General features: G+C 49.5%; 13 protein-coding genes. 10 read left to right on the plus strand and 3 right to left on the minus strand.

The window, feature by feature from the left end; translation table 11 throughout:
- Nucleotides 1-44: 44 nt before the first annotated feature.
- Nucleotides 45-1,538, plus strand: coding sequence for a sensor histidine kinase (locus tag DC20_RS03325; RefSeq protein ID WP_062542535.1), 1,494 nt, complete (start codon nt 45-47; stop codon nt 1,536-1,538).
- Between the two features lie 44 nt (nt 1,539-1,582).
- Complete coding sequence (locus tag DC20_RS03330) at nt 1,583-2,026, plus strand: response regulator (RefSeq protein WP_062542536.1); 444 nt, start codon at nt 1,583-1,585, stop codon at nt 2,024-2,026.
- A 121-nt stretch (nt 2,027-2,147) separates the two neighbouring features.
- On the opposite strand, the gene DC20_RS03335 is transcribed toward DC20_RS03330, so the two are convergent.
- The gene (locus tag DC20_RS03335) at nt 2,148-2,759 is read right to left on the minus strand and encodes a ribonuclease HII (RefSeq protein WP_062542537.1); all 612 of its coding nucleotides are present in this window, start codon (nt 2,757-2,759) and stop codon (nt 2,148-2,150) included.
- A 188-nt stretch (nt 2,760-2,947) separates the two neighbouring features.
- On the opposite strand from DC20_RS03335, the gene DC20_RS03340 reads away from it, so the two are divergent.
- From DC20_RS03340 to DC20_RS03355, 4 genes are all read left to right on the plus strand, one after another.
- Nucleotides 2,948-3,256 carry a DUF485 domain-containing protein gene (locus DC20_RS03340; protein ID WP_062542538.1) on the plus strand — a complete coding sequence of 103 codons (309 nt, stop codon included), beginning with the start codon at nt 2,948-2,950 and terminating at the stop codon, nt 3,254-3,256.
- 39 nt (nt 3,257-3,295) lie between these two features.
- Nucleotides 3,296-4,867 (plus strand): sodium:solute symporter family transporter, encoded by a 1,572-nt coding sequence (locus tag DC20_RS03345; protein ID WP_062542539.1) that lies wholly within the window; start codon nt 3,296-3,298, stop codon nt 4,865-4,867.
- 210 nt (nt 4,868-5,077) lie between these two features.
- Complete coding sequence (acs, locus tag DC20_RS03350) at nt 5,078-6,976, plus strand: acetate--CoA ligase (protein WP_062542540.1); 1,899 nt, start codon at nt 5,078-5,080, stop codon at nt 6,974-6,976.
- Between the two features lie 164 nt (nt 6,977-7,140).
- Complete coding sequence (locus DC20_RS03355) at nt 7,141-7,404, plus strand: GNAT family N-acetyltransferase (protein WP_062542541.1); 264 nt, start codon at nt 7,141-7,143, stop codon at nt 7,402-7,404.
- 163 nt (nt 7,405-7,567) lie between these two features.
- On the opposite strand, the gene DC20_RS03360 is transcribed toward DC20_RS03355, so the two are convergent.
- Nucleotides 7,568-7,864 (minus strand): LysM peptidoglycan-binding domain-containing protein, encoded by a 297-nt coding sequence (locus tag DC20_RS03360; RefSeq protein ID WP_062542542.1) that lies wholly within the window; start codon nt 7,862-7,864, stop codon nt 7,568-7,570.
- A gap of 183 nt (nt 7,865-8,047) precedes the next feature.
- Here DC20_RS03360 and DC20_RS03365 point away from each other — a divergent pair, with 183 nt between their 5' ends.
- The 4 genes from DC20_RS03365 to DC20_RS03380 all read left to right on the plus strand — a co-directional run bounded on the left by DC20_RS03365 (nt 8,048) and on the right by DC20_RS03380 (nt 10,986).
- Nucleotides 8,048-8,473, plus strand: coding sequence for a lipocalin-like domain-containing protein (locus tag DC20_RS03365; RefSeq protein WP_169788151.1), 426 nt, complete (start codon nt 8,048-8,050; stop codon nt 8,471-8,473).
- 173 nt (nt 8,474-8,646) lie between these two features.
- Nucleotides 8,647-9,429, plus strand: coding sequence for a hypothetical protein (locus tag DC20_RS03370; RefSeq protein WP_062542544.1), 783 nt, complete (start codon nt 8,647-8,649; stop codon nt 9,427-9,429).
- A gap of 8 nt (nt 9,430-9,437) precedes the next feature.
- On the plus strand, nt 9,438-10,319 hold the full coding sequence (locus DC20_RS03375; protein WP_062542545.1) for a UbiA prenyltransferase family protein: 882 nt from the start codon (nt 9,438-9,440) through the stop codon (nt 10,317-10,319).
- Between the two features lie 61 nt (nt 10,320-10,380).
- Nucleotides 10,381-10,986: a hypothetical protein gene (locus DC20_RS03380; RefSeq protein WP_062542546.1), complete on the plus strand. Its 606-nt coding sequence runs from the start codon at nt 10,381-10,383 to the stop codon at nt 10,984-10,986.
- A 112-nt stretch (nt 10,987-11,098) separates the two neighbouring features.
- Here the strand turns inward: DC20_RS03380 and rho are convergent, their stop codons facing one another.
- Complete coding sequence (rho, locus tag DC20_RS03385; protein ID WP_062542547.1) at nt 11,099-13,060, minus strand: transcription termination factor Rho; 1,962 nt, start codon at nt 13,058-13,060, stop codon at nt 11,099-11,101.
- Nucleotides 13,061-13,186: the final 126 nt, after the last annotated feature.

Raw genomic sequence — 13,186 nt, forward strand, 5'->3', positions numbered from 1 at the left:
TTTTATCCTGAGCTGCGCTTTGCGTGGCTCCTATCGCACACTCCATGAAGCTATCAACCAAGCTCTTCGCTGGCTTTGTTCTTATTTCATTCCTGTTTACCTCGGTGGCCATTGTCAATTATCGTTTGTCTGAAGACGTGATTGCCAACTCCAAATTCGTATCTGACTCGCAGAACATCACCCGTACCTCAGCCACTTTGCAAAGGAGCCTGATTGACATGGAAACCGGAATGCGGGGCTTTCTCCTGACCGGGAACGAGACCTTTCTGGAACCTTACCACTCTGCTGCTGACCTGCTACCCAGCCAGTTCAACCTGCTCAAGATTTACATGAAAGACAACCCCGAGCAGCTGAAGCGTATTAAAGAAATTGAAGACCTGCACCATAAATGGCGCAATGAGTTTGCAGAACTTCTGATTGCAGAAAAGAAGAAAGAAGTAGCTAAAGGAATTGGCAGCAGGGGAATCACAGCGCTGGAACATGGCTTTCTGGTGTTGAACGAGGAGGGCAAGCGCATCACAGACAGAATGCGGATCTACTTCAAAAACTTCAACTCCATTGAGTACGAGGTGCGGACAGAAAGAAATACCCGCCTGGAAAAAAGTATCGCAAACACCCGCCGTATCTCCACTACTTTAACCATCATTTCAGTGTTACTGGGCCTGGGTTGGGCGTATTACATTACGCGCCTCATCTCACGCCGTATCATGAAAATGGTGAACCTGGCCGACCGGATCTCACACGGCGAATACAAAACCCAGATTGAAGATAACGCCAATGATGAGCTTACCCGCCTTTCAGACTCCCTAAACCGCATGTCCTCTACCATTGACAAAACCTTTACTGAACTGGACAGCAAAAACAAGGAACTGGACCAGTTTGCCTACGTGGTGTCTCATGACCTGAAAGCACCGTTGCGCGGCATAGAGAATGCCTCCCGCTGGGTGGAGGAAGACATGGGCAAAGAACTTCCACCGCACATCCATGAATACCTTATGATGATGCGCATACGCGTGCATCGCATGGAAAACCTGATCAATGGTATTCTGGCCCTAGCCCGGATTGGCCGGTCACGTATTGAGGAGGAAATGGTAGATGTGCAGGTGTTGCTGTATGAAATCATAGACATGCTCAATCCTCCGGCAGGGTTCAAGATCCACATTCCGGCACGGCTGCCGGTAGTAGAGGCTGCCCGGGTAGAGTTGCAACAGGTATTTTCCAACCTCATCAGCAACGCCATCAAGTACCATCATGACACTTCAGGCAACGTGACGGTTTCTTATGAGGAGCAGCAAGACCTGCACGAGTTTTCAGTTATTGATGACGGCCCAGGGATTGAAGAAGAGTACCATGACCGCATTTTTGTGCTCTTTCAGACCCTGCAGGAGCGTGATGCCGTAGAAAGTACGGGCGTGGGGTTGGCCATTGTGAAAAAGATCATTGAACGGCGCGGAGGCACCATTAAGGTTGCTTCTACCTTGGGCAAAGGGTCTGCTTTCACCTTCACCTGGCCCAAGTTTAAGTTGGCCGAAGCTTAAATTCCCTTTATATTTGAACTTTACCCGTACCTAAACAAGAAACTATGAGTGAGTCGCAAGCAAGTATTTTGTTAGTGGAAGATGATTACCTTGATGCTATGAGCGTGGAGCGCGAGTTGAGGAAAATAAAGGTAATGGTGCCCCTACACAAAGCCAAAAACGGACGTGAAGCGCTGGCCATGCTGCGAGGAGAACCCGGGACCCCCAAATTGACTCCTACCCCCAACATCATTCTCCTGGATATAAACATGCCTAAAATGAACGGGATTGAGTTCTTGCAAGAACTTCGCAGTGATCCTTTTCTTTCAGATGTGAGCGTGTTTATTATGACTACTTCTAACGAAGACTCTGACCGGCACGCAGCCCAGAACCTGAAGGTAAGCGGCTACATTGTGAAACCCCTTACCTTTGACACCTTCAACGACGGGGCCTCCAGCCTGGACAGCTTCAGCCTCTTCCTCGATCTGCTGAAACTGAAACCCCAATAATATCTCCCCATTTTCTAAAAAGCCGCGAGGCGCTTTGGAGGTCCTTTTTAGAAAGAGACTCCAAAACGCCTCGCGGCTTTTCAATGCAACCTATACTCCGTTTCTCTTTCACTGATACTGGCTAAACTGCTGCTTCCAACACGGTAGTCTCCCCTTCAGGCAGTAACCTGAAGGATACCCTGTGGTGGGGCGATACTCCATGCTCTCTGATGGCATTTCTATGGGCCTTGGTAGGATAGCCGGCGTTCTGCTCCCATTTATAGTGCGGAAACTCCGTTGCCAAGGCGCACATCAACTCATCACGGTGCGTTTTAGCCAGAACAGAGGCCGCTGCAATGTTGAAGAAGCGGCTATCACCTTTCACCATGCAGGTGTGCGAAACCTCTTTATAAGGGGTGAACCGGTTGCCATCTACCAACAGATACTCTGGTAAGATGTTCAACATATCTGTGGCGCGGTGCATGGCCAGGAAAGAAGCGTTCAGAATATTGATCTCGTCTATCTCCTGGGGGCTCACCTCGGCCACGGCCCAGTACACTGCTTCCCGGCATATTTCTTCCCGCAGCTGCTCTCTTTGTTTGGCGGTCAGCAGTTTAGAATCGGTGAGCAGAGGGTGAAAATAATCCAGGGGCAGCACCACGGCACCCGCCACTACAGGACCAGCCAGGCAGCCCCGCCCGGCTTCATCTAACCCTACTTCCAACAATTTGCCGCTATGATTTGCTATGAGCATGTCAAGACTCTTTTATCAATTTCCAATACAAAACAGGCAAAGAAGGTAAATAATTCTCTCATTGTATAGCTCCTTTTAGATATATCTCATTAAATTAACCGGTCTGTTACAGATTATTTCTGGATCAGACCAAGGCTCCGGCCTTACTTTCTTTCTGCTTTCTACCGTACCAAAACAACAAACAAAACATGAATCAACACACCCAAAAGCCCCATGAAATCCTGGAAAGTCCTGATTTCAAACAACTGGTCAAGAAACGCTGGTCGGTTTCGCTTATTCTCACCTTTACCATGTTGGTAGTGTATTTCGGGTTTCTGTTGGTGGTGGCGTTCAACAAACAGGTGTTGGCTACCCGAATTGGCGAGTACACCACGCTGGCCATTCCTATTGGGCTAGGCATTATTCTGTTTGCCTGGATTTTGACCGGCATCTATGTCTTCTGGGCGAACAATCACTATGATACCGCCGTGGAAAACCTGAAAAAGAAAATTAAATAGCCTTCTCTTCTAACCAACTAACTGACATACACCAGCACTATGCTCCTGTCTCTTCTGCTGCAAGCCAGCCCTAGCGCCTCCACGTTGGGCACCGCCAATCCGGTTTCCATTGGCATGTTCTTTCTATTTGTGGCCGTTACCCTTTACATCACCTACTGGGCGGCAAAAAAAACAAAAACGGGTTCTGAATTCTACGCCGCTGGCCGAAACATTTCGGGTTTCCAGAACGGCCTGGCCCTGGCCGGTGACTACATGAGTGCCGCCTCCTTTCTGGGCATTGCGGGAATGGTAGCCACTAAAGGCTATGACGGCCTTATTTATTCTATTGGCTTTTTGGTAGGCTGGCCACTCATTATGTTCCTGATTGCCGAACCGCTCCGGAACCTGGGCAAATACACCTTTGCTGATGTGGTGGCTTTCCGCTTACGTCAACGCCCTATCAGAATTGTGTCTTCCGTGGGCTCGCTCATGACCATCGCCTTTTACCTGATTGCCCAAATGGTAGGAGCTGGTGGCCTGATCAAGACGCTTTTCGGCTTGGACTATGAGATTGCGGTCTTAGTAGTGGGCTGCGTAATGACCTTGTATGTGTTGTTTGGGGGCATGATTGCCACCACCTGGGTGCAGATTATCAAGGCAGTGTTGCTACTAAGTGGCGCCACGGTTCTGGTGTTGCTTTCCCTGGCCAAATTCGATTTCAGGCCTTCTTTCTTGCTGGAAGCAGTAAGCACCCAATACGGGCAAGAAATGCTGGCTCCAGGTGGTTATATCACCAATCCGTTTGATGCGCTTTCTTTAGGTTTAGCGCTAATGCTGGGTACTGCCGGCCTGCCGCACATCTTAATGCGGTTCTACACCGTGCCAGATGCCAAAGCCGCCCGTAAATCGGTGTTTGTGGCGACTGGGTTCATCGGGTATTTCTATTTACTTACCTTCCTGATTGGTTTCTCGGCCATGGCGCTGGTAGGCAAACCGGCCATTGAAAGCATTGACAAAGGGGGCAACATGGCCGCCCTGCTGTTGGCGGAACAAACCGGCGGTACGGCTTTCCTGGGTTTTATTGCCGCCGTAGCATTTGCGACCATTCTGGCCGTAGTAGCTGGGTTGACGCTTTCAGGGGCTTCCAGTATTTCGCATGACTTGTACGTGCACGTGTTCAAAAATGGGGTTTCCAATGAGAAAGGCGAAATGAAAGTAGCCAAACGTGCTACGGTGGCTCTGGGGATTCTTTCTATTATACTGGGCTTGGTGTTCAAAGGCCAGAACGTAGCCTTCATGGTGGGTCTAGCCTTCTCCATTGCTGCCAGTGCCAACTTCCCGGCCCTGCTCATGTCCATTATCTGGAAGCGCTTCACCACCAAAGGCGCAGTCTGGAGCATTGCCACCGGCGCAGCCCTTTCTTTGATTCTGATTGTGCTCAGCCCTACCATTATGGTAGACATTATGGGCTATGAAGAAGCCATCTTCCCTTTGAAAAACCCAGCGTTGGTGTCTATGTCAGGGGCTTTCCTGATGGGGATCGTGGTTTCCCTGCTTCAGCCGGAAGAATCTGCCGCTTTAAAGTTTGAGTCTGAAAAGCTCAGAACCTACCTGGGTGTAGGTGCAGAATAACTTGCTACAATAAAGGAATGCGTTTTGGGGTTTCTTCGGATAAACCAGCCCCAAAACGCATTTTTTATTTTTTACTCGTATTTATCTTTTTAGCTTCTTTTCAAGAAACAAGGCGCAAAAGGGGCAGCAATTTGCCTTGACTAGCCTCTTTTCTTGACTGCTTCGGCAGAACTTCTATATTTAAGCCTTCAAACCGAACTAACAGACAAAATGGATTACCGCATAAAATCTTTTGAAGAGTACCGGGATACCTACCAGAAAAGCGTGGAACAACCAGAGGAGTTTTGGGCCGGGATTGCCGAAAACTTCACCTGGCGTAAAAAGTGGGACAAGGTGCTGGACTGGAATTTTGAGGAACCCAACGTAAAATGGTTTGTAAACGGCAAACTCAACATCACTGAAAACTGCCTGGACCGTCACCTGGAAACCCGGGGTAACAAACTGGCCCTTATCTGGGAACCCAATGACCCCAAAGAGCGCTACATCCGGTTTACCTACCGTGAACTGCACGAGAAGGTCTGCCAGATGGCGAATATCTTGAAGCGCAACGGTGTGCAGAAAGGCGACCGCGTTTGCATTTACATGCCTATGATCCCGGAGCTGGCATTTAGTGTGTTGGCCTGTGCCCGCATTGGCGCCGTGCACTCGGTGATCTTTGCAGGTTTTTCTCACACCGCCATGTCTGACCGCATCAATGACGCTCAAGCCAAAGTGGTCATGACCTCTGATGGCCTCAACCGCGGCGCAAAGCAAATCCCGGTAAAGCGGGTAGTAGATGAAGCCTTGGAAACCTGTACCTCGGTAGAAAAAGTAATAGTAGTGGACCGCGTAGGCTGGGCCGTGAACATGGTAGAGGGCCGTGATGTCTGGTACCACGAGGAACTGCAGCACGTTGATAAAGTCTGCCCAGCTGAGGAGATGGACTCTGAAGACCTGCTCTTCATCCTGTACACCTCCGGTTCTACTGGTAAACCCAAAGGCGTAGTGCATACCTGCGGGGGGTACATGGTCTACACAGACTATACCTTCCGGAACGTGTTCCAGTACGAGGAAAGCGATATCTACTGGTGCACCGCTGACGTTGGCTGGATTACCGGTCACTCTTATTTGCTCTACGGCCCACTTCTTTCAGGTGCCACGTCGCTTATGTTTGAGGGCGTGCCTACCTTCCCAGACCCAGGCCGTTTCTGGCAGGTAATTGACAAATTTGGGGTAAACATCTTCTATACAGCCCCTACCGCCATCCGTTCTCTGATGGGTGCTGGTTTGGACCACGTTCTGTCGTATAGCCTTGATTCGCTGAAGGTACTGGGTTCCGTGGGTGAGCCTATTAACGCAGAAGCCTGGCATTGGTACCACATTCACGTGGGCAAAGAGCGCTGCCCGGTAGTAGATACCTGGTGGCAAACCGAAACGGGTGGCATTATGCTCACCTCTCTGGCTGGGGTGACTCCTATGAAGCCTAGCCATGCCGGCTTTGCACTGCCAGGCGTTCAGCCGTTGCTGGTAGATCAGAACGGAGACGAAATCAAAGAAAACGAACAGGAAGGTTATCTCTGCATTAAATTCCCTTGGCCGGGCATGATTAGAACCACTTACGGCGACCACGAGCGCTGCCGTCAAAGTTATTTCAGCACCTACAAAAACCTGTATTTCACCGGCGACGGGGCCAAACGTGATGCCGATGGTCTATGGCGTATCATTGGTCGGGTAGATGACGTGATCAACGTATCTGGGCACCGCTTCGGCACCGCCGAGATCGAGAACGCCATCAACAAGAACAGGCACATTGTAGAAAGTGCTGTGGTAGGGTATCCGCATGACGTAAAAGGACAGGGCATTTACGCCTTTGTAGTCTGCGGAGACGAGGCCCCAGGTAACCCTGAGAACCTTCGGGCAGAGGTGATTGAAACCGTAGTAGACCAGATTGGTAAAATTGCGAAGCCAGACAAAATACAGATTGTGAGTGGACTGCCTAAAACCCGGTCAGGGAAAATTATGCGCCGTATTCTGCGTAAAGTGGCCGAAGGCGATACTTCCAACCTGGGAGACACCAGTACGCTGCTGGACCCACCTATTGTAGACGAGATAATTCAAGGGGCCTTGTAGGCCCCTTTTTTCTTTCCTGCTGGTTGGGTTTCAGGCATTCAGCTCCATTATTTTGTCGCGTTACAGGATTAATCTTGACAGGCATCAACCTTTTATGCAAGGATAAGTAAGAATAATGGTTTCACTTTCAGGAGCCCATACATTTTACTCTAATTCCTTCTACCATGAACCTAGACTTTGAGCATGACCAGGACGCCCAGCAGTTTACTGCTCTGCTGGAAAACGAAGATATTGGCGAGCTTGCTTATGCGCTCCCAGATGAAGACACCATAGATTTCCAGCATACCTTCATAGAAGAAGAGCATCGTGGAAAAGGGTACGCAGACCAGCTTATTAAACACGGCTTGGAGTACGCTGCCTCTAAAGGATTGGAAGTGCGTGCCACCTGCCAGGCCGTAGCAAGTTATCTGGAAAGACATCCTCAATAAGCGACAGCCCTACGGGACTATCATTTACTTTATTAGAACAACAGGAGCGGCGGGCATAGACCTGCCGCTCCTGTTTTGAAGGTGTTTTGGCTAAACTAACCCCTAAAAATAAAAAAGAGCCTGTGCTAAGCGCAGACTCTTTTTCCTACTAAAACTAAAGTGATTATGCCTTAGGTATTTTCAATTGCCAACCCACATCAATGAGGTTAGGGTCCTTGATTTTATCCAGGTTAGCCTGGTGAATTTTGTGCCATTGTGAAGCATCACCGTAAAAGTTCTTGGCAATTTTTGATAGTGAATCGCCGCTCTTCACGGTGTAAGTGTCAAAAGCAGGCTGAGCCGCCGCTGCTGGTTGAGCAGCAACAGGTTGAGCCGCCGCAGCAGGCTTAGCCGCAGGTTGAGCAACAGGCTTTTGAACCGGCTTCTCCTCCCCTTTCTTTAGAAAATCAAATAATCCCATAGTTGTATTTTTCGATTAATGGTCAGATTCTGCTAATTGTATCCAATTGGTATACAGGCTAATTTCTACGAACCCTCTTAAGATAAGTTTGTTTATTTTCATATAACTGTGCATAAAAACGCACGTATGAAAAGCGTGTTTGCCTCGGCAAATACGCAGAAACCTGAACCAAAAATTAAAACTATGAAAATGAAAATTGTATCTCCGGCCACTCGTCTGTTCACGCTTGTTTGCCTTGTTTTATTAAGCGCCTTCTCTTTTAGCTGTAACAAGAAGACAGAAGCAGGTGGTAATTCACAGATGATTTCTGGTACCGCCAGCAAAATCTGGAAGGCCAGTAGAGAAACCACTGCTTCCGGTGACAAAGACAAACTCACCTCTGATGAGAAAAAGGAGCAGATTCAGTTCTTTGCCAACGGCAACTTCACCCAGACGTCAGAAAGCCAGTCTGCCAACGGTACCTGGACCTACAGTGCGCCTAATAAAACCCTGAGTTTAACCTATGCCAACAACAACGTGAGTGAGAACTTCACCGTGGCTGAGTTAGACGAAGACGACATGAAATTACAGGCCCCGGACGGCTCTACGCTTACCCTGAAAGCAGAATAAGATTTCCCTTTTGAAGGAATACTAGCCCACTCAAATTTCTTTGGGTGGGCTCTTTTTTGCCATCAAACTTCTTTTCCTGACTGCGGCGTCTCCAGAGCTTCACGCCCTTGGTTTGCGCCTAATTTTTCAAAAGCGTATCATTAACGCATTAACCTTATCTACTGAACCTGACCATGAAGTTTCGTCTGCACTTGTTTGAACTGGAAGACCAGGCTTGGTTTCCGCATGTGGTGCGGCAAGGCATGATGGATGTGCTACGCTTTATGATCACGGCTATTGGCATCTACAAACCTATTGTGCCGTTTCTCGCCAAAGGACTAGCGCACAGGCAGCACAACCAACTGGTAGACCTTTGCTCCGGGGCCGGAGGCGGAATCCAGCAGGTATGGAGGGAACTGGAAAAGCAGATGGGTCAAAGCGTCACCATTACCCTCACCGATAAATTCCCTAATCTGGAGGCATACCAGTACCTTGCCCATCAAAGCAACGGTGCGCTAAGGTTTGAGGAAAGATCAGTGGATGCCACTGCGGTTCCACCATTTATGCCTGGGTTCAGAACCGTTTTCTCTGCTTTTCACCATTTCAGACCCCAAACCGCCACCGCTATCTTAGCCGATGCCGTACGCCAAAACCAGGGAATTGGGGTATTTGAAGGAGCAGGGAAACGCTGGCATGAATTACTTCTTGTTTGGTTCGTGTTCCCCTGGATCATTCTGCTCATTACGCCTTTCATCAGGCCGTTTACCTGGAGCCGGCTTTTCTTTACGTATCTGGTTCCGCTTATTCCGTTAGGCACTATCTGGGATGGCACTGTTTCCCTGCTGCGCCTGTACACGCCAGAGCACCTGCAGAAAATGGTCTCTACCTTGAATGCGCCGCATTACACTTGGCACATAGGCCGGGCGAAGCACTGGAGCGGCACCAATGTTATCTATTTAGTCGGATATCCTTCGTAAACTGCACCATGAACTCCTACTGGTCCGATGCCTGGCGTTTGCTCCGCATCCCTTTTTCTTTGTTCCTGATGCCCATTTTCTGGTTCGCGCTGAGTGCCGCACCAGACATATCGCCGTGGAAAGCAGTGGCCGTGTTTCTGATTTTGCACCTCTTGGTTTACCCGGCCAGCAACGGATACAACTCTTACTACGACCGCGACGAGGGCAGCATTGGCGGCCTGAAACATCCGCCTAAAGTCACTGAGTCGCTCTACTGGTTGGTCTTGACATTTGATGTGTTGGCGGTGGTGCTCTCGGCGTTTCTTTCCTGGTTCTTTGCCGCCATGGTGCTTTTGTATTTGTTAGTTTCCAAAGCGTACAGCTACGAAGGCATACGGTTGAAAAAGTACCCTATCCTGAGCACCATAGTGGTAGTGGTATTTCAGGGAGCGTTCACTTTTGCCATGGTTCAGAAGGGCATGAACGTACCAGAGGCAACTATACTAAGCACAAACAACCTACTACTGGCCTTGGTAAGTTCGCTGTTTCTGTGTGGCTCCTACCCGCTCACGCAGGTGTACCAGCACGAGGAAGACTCACGCCGCGGCGACCAGACGTTGAGTTTGAAACTGGGGTTATGGGGTACTTTCCTCTTTGCCGCGGGCAGCCTTCTCATTGCTACTGCCCTTCTTTTCTACACCTATTGGCGCCGCGATGAAAACTGGCACAGCCTCTTTTTCCTGATAGGTACCGGTCCGGTTTTATTTGTGTTCACGCAATGGCTTTTGAAGGTGAGGCGAAACCCATCTGCCGCAAACTTTGAGAATACCATGCGCATGAACAAGGTTTCTTCTCTCAGCATGAGCTTTTCATTTGGTTTGATTTTGCTTTGGCAACTCTGGAAAAATTAAATAGGCTGAACTATGCCCGTCACGGCACGTACATCGATTTTAAGGCCAATTCTCTGAAAATATGTCGAAAATCTATTGGGTAGCGGTACTGGCCTTTTTGTTCAGTTGCCAATCTTCCGGATCAGAAGAAGCTACTACATCCACCAACTCCAGCACCTCTGCCACTTTAGACAAGGGAAAATCACGTCAAACGTTCAAAGAACCAGTGCAGCACATTGTACAGCGCACGCATCAGTTCTCGTCTACCCAGAAACCCGATTATTTTCGGCTCGCCCTGCACGGCAATTCCATTGCAAAAGGCGAAATAGAATTCACCATTACTACCCAGGATGGGCAGACAATTCACGAAGAGAACTTTCCCGCCGCCGATCTGGAGGCTAGCATGGCCTACGAGATGCAAACTCCTTCTGCCACTGAATCTGAGCGCGAGGCCTACATCATCAAACGGATGGATGACTTTGTTCAGGCTTCTGACTTTGTTTCGCCGGCCATAGCGCCTAACGCCCCGGTTCAGGCTTCTTTTGTAAATGAAACCACCTGGAAACGCATTCAGTCTAACCCAAAAGCCATTGGGTTTAAGTACCTGCTGGGCAAAGAAGACGGACGATTATTGGTGTATGACCCAGAGAAGAAGAAAGCGGTGCGGTACGGTAGCTTTGGAGGGTGATGGGTTTTACCCCTCTTTTCCTGAATACCAGTCATAAACAGGAAGCTCTATAAACAGGAAGGCCCCGCAGTTCTCTGCGGGGCCTTCCTGTTTATGACTGTATATTAAAAGACTAGCTGTTCATGGAGATCAGGAACTCGTCGTTGTCTTTGGTGCCTTTCATGCGGTCTTTCAGGAACTCCATGGCTTCCACTGAGTTCATATCTGACATAAACTTGCGCAGGATCCAAACACGGCTGAGTTCGTCGCGATCCATAAGCAGGTCCTCGCGGCGAGTACCGGAAGCCGGAACGTCGATGGCTGGGTACACGCGCTTGTTGGCAAGCTTGCGATCCAACTGAAGTTCCATGTTACCGGTTCCTTTGAATTCCTCAAAGATCACCTCATCCATCTTAGAACCAGTGTCAATCAAGGCAGTAGCGATGATGGTCAAAGAACCACCGTTCTCTACGTTACGGGCTGCCCCGAAGAAACGCTTCGGTTTGTGCAAGGCGTTGGCATCCACCCCACCAGATAGGATTTTACCGGAAGACGGAACCACGGTGTTATAAGCACGGGCCAGACGAGTGATGGAATCTAATAGAATAACCACATCATGCCCGCACTCTACCATGCGCTTTGCTTTGTCCAACACAATGCTGGAGATCTTCACGTGGCGTTCGGCTTGCTCGTCAAAAGTAGAGGCAATTACCTCGGCTTTCACGCTGCGGGCCATATCTGTTACCTCTTCTGGGCGCTCATCAATCAACAAGATCATGAGGTACACTTCAGGGTGGTTTTCAGTGATGGCGTTAGCAATTTCTTTCAGCAATACAGTTTTACCGGTCTTCGGCTGGGCCACAATCAAACCACGCTGTCCTTTTCCTATTGGGGCGAACAGGTCCATGATACGGGTAGAATACTGGCTGGAGCGAGTGGTCAGTTTTAAGCGTTCTTCCGGGAAAAGAGGCGTTAAATGCTGGAACGGGATACGGTCTCTAATTTCTTCAGTTGTACGGCCGTTCACGGAGTCAACCTTCAGCAAAGCGAAATATTTTTCGCCTTCTTTTGGCGCACGTACAGTTCCTTTTACGCTGTCACCGGTTTTCAAACCAAACAATTTGATTTGTGACGGTGATACATAGATATCATCTGGGCTAGCCAGGTAATGGTAATGGGCAGAACGCAGGAAGCCGTAGCCGTCTTGCATTAATTCCAGAACACCTTCGTTCGCGATAACACCATCAAACTCACGGTAGTTGACACTGTTGTTCTGCTGTTGTTGCGGACGATTTTGGTTAGGGTTCTGGTTAGGAGTTTGCTCGCGGCGGTTTTGCCAGTTTTGGCCATTTTCGCGGGGCTCGCGGTTGTTGTTCTCTCTGGTGTTGTTTTCCCGGGGCTCGCGCTGCTCACGAGGCTCTCTGGCTATATTTTCTCTAGGCTCCCGAGGCTGGAATTCTCTTTGCTCTCTGGGCTCTCTAGATTCACGCGCCTCTCTAGGCGCATTATTTTCTCTTGGTTCTCTGGGCTCCCTTGGTTGAAAATCGCGTGGTTGTGGGCGGTTTTCACGAGGTTCTGGTCTGTTCTCACGGGGCTCAGGACGATTTTCGCGGGGCTCACGGGGCTCAACGCGGGTCTGTTCTCTTTCCCGTACATCCTCACGTAAAGCACGTGGGGCACGTAGTCTGTCTTCGCGCACCGCAGGCGCCGGGGCACGCTCTGCTCTTGCCGGGCGCTCTGCGGTGTTTCTGGCCGGTCGGGCTGGCGCAGCGGGTGCTTCCTGAACAGGGGCTGCATCAAACGGCAGGGTTTCCTGTACTGCAACGGGCGCAGGTGCTACCGCTTCCGCTTCTAGGGCAGCAGGGGCTGGTGCTTCTTCAACCGCTACAGCGGCAGTATCCTGTTCGTCTGCTTTCCGTGACGTTTTTTTATATTTCTTGGGGAGATTCTCAAGGGGGGTAACAGCCTGCTGATCCAGGATTTTGTAAATCAGGTCTTGCTTGCTGAGCTTCTTAAAGTTCGTGACGCCGAGGTTCTCAGCAATTTCTTTGAGTTCTGAAAGAAGAGAATCTTTCAACTCGTCAATGTTGTACATAAATAGATAGTATTAGCTATTCGGTTTAAATGCATAGCAGTTGCAGAGCGCAACGGGCAGACGGATAAAAACAGGAAAAAGGTGTGTAAGAAGTAATGAAGAAACCGATGGCGGTCGTTCAGAAAA

Source organism: Rufibacter tibetensis (assembly GCF_001310085.1).
GTDB classification, from domain to species: domain Bacteria; phylum Bacteroidota; class Bacteroidia; order Cytophagales; family Hymenobacteraceae; genus Nibribacter; species Nibribacter tibetensis.

Bases quoted from the DNA above. Each gene is read 5' to 3' on its own strand.
- DC20_RS03325 (WP_062542535.1), top strand. From the start codon at position 45: ATGAAGCTATCAACCAAGCTCTTCGCTGGCTTTGTTCTTATTTCATTC.
- DC20_RS03330 (WP_062542536.1), top strand. From the start codon at position 1,583: ATGAGTGAGTCGCAAGCAAGTATTTTGTTAGTGGAAGATGATTACCTT.
- DC20_RS03335 (WP_062542537.1), bottom strand. From the start codon at position 2,759: ATGCTCATAGCAAATCATAGCGGCAAATTGTTGGAAGTAGGGTTAGAT.
- DC20_RS03340 (WP_062542538.1), top strand. From the start codon at position 2,948: ATGAATCAACACACCCAAAAGCCCCATGAAATCCTGGAAAGTCCTGAT.
- DC20_RS03345 (WP_062542539.1), top strand. From the start codon at position 3,296: ATGCTCCTGTCTCTTCTGCTGCAAGCCAGCCCTAGCGCCTCCACGTTG.
- acs (WP_062542540.1), top strand. From the start codon at position 5,078: ATGGATTACCGCATAAAATCTTTTGAAGAGTACCGGGATACCTACCAG.
- DC20_RS03355 (WP_062542541.1), top strand. From the start codon at position 7,141: ATGAACCTAGACTTTGAGCATGACCAGGACGCCCAGCAGTTTACTGCT.
- DC20_RS03360 (WP_062542542.1), bottom strand. From the start codon at position 7,864: ATGGGATTATTTGATTTTCTAAAGAAAGGGGAGGAGAAGCCGGTTCAA.
- DC20_RS03365 (WP_169788151.1), top strand. From the start codon at position 8,048: ATGAAAATGAAAATTGTATCTCCGGCCACTCGTCTGTTCACGCTTGTT.
- DC20_RS03370 (WP_062542544.1), top strand. From the start codon at position 8,647: ATGAAGTTTCGTCTGCACTTGTTTGAACTGGAAGACCAGGCTTGGTTT.
- DC20_RS03375 (WP_062542545.1), top strand. From the start codon at position 9,438: ATGAACTCCTACTGGTCCGATGCCTGGCGTTTGCTCCGCATCCCTTTT.
- DC20_RS03380 (WP_062542546.1), top strand. From the start codon at position 10,381: ATGTCGAAAATCTATTGGGTAGCGGTACTGGCCTTTTTGTTCAGTTGC.
- rho (WP_062542547.1), bottom strand. From the start codon at position 13,060: ATGTACAACATTGACGAGTTGAAAGATTCTCTTCTTTCAGAACTCAAA.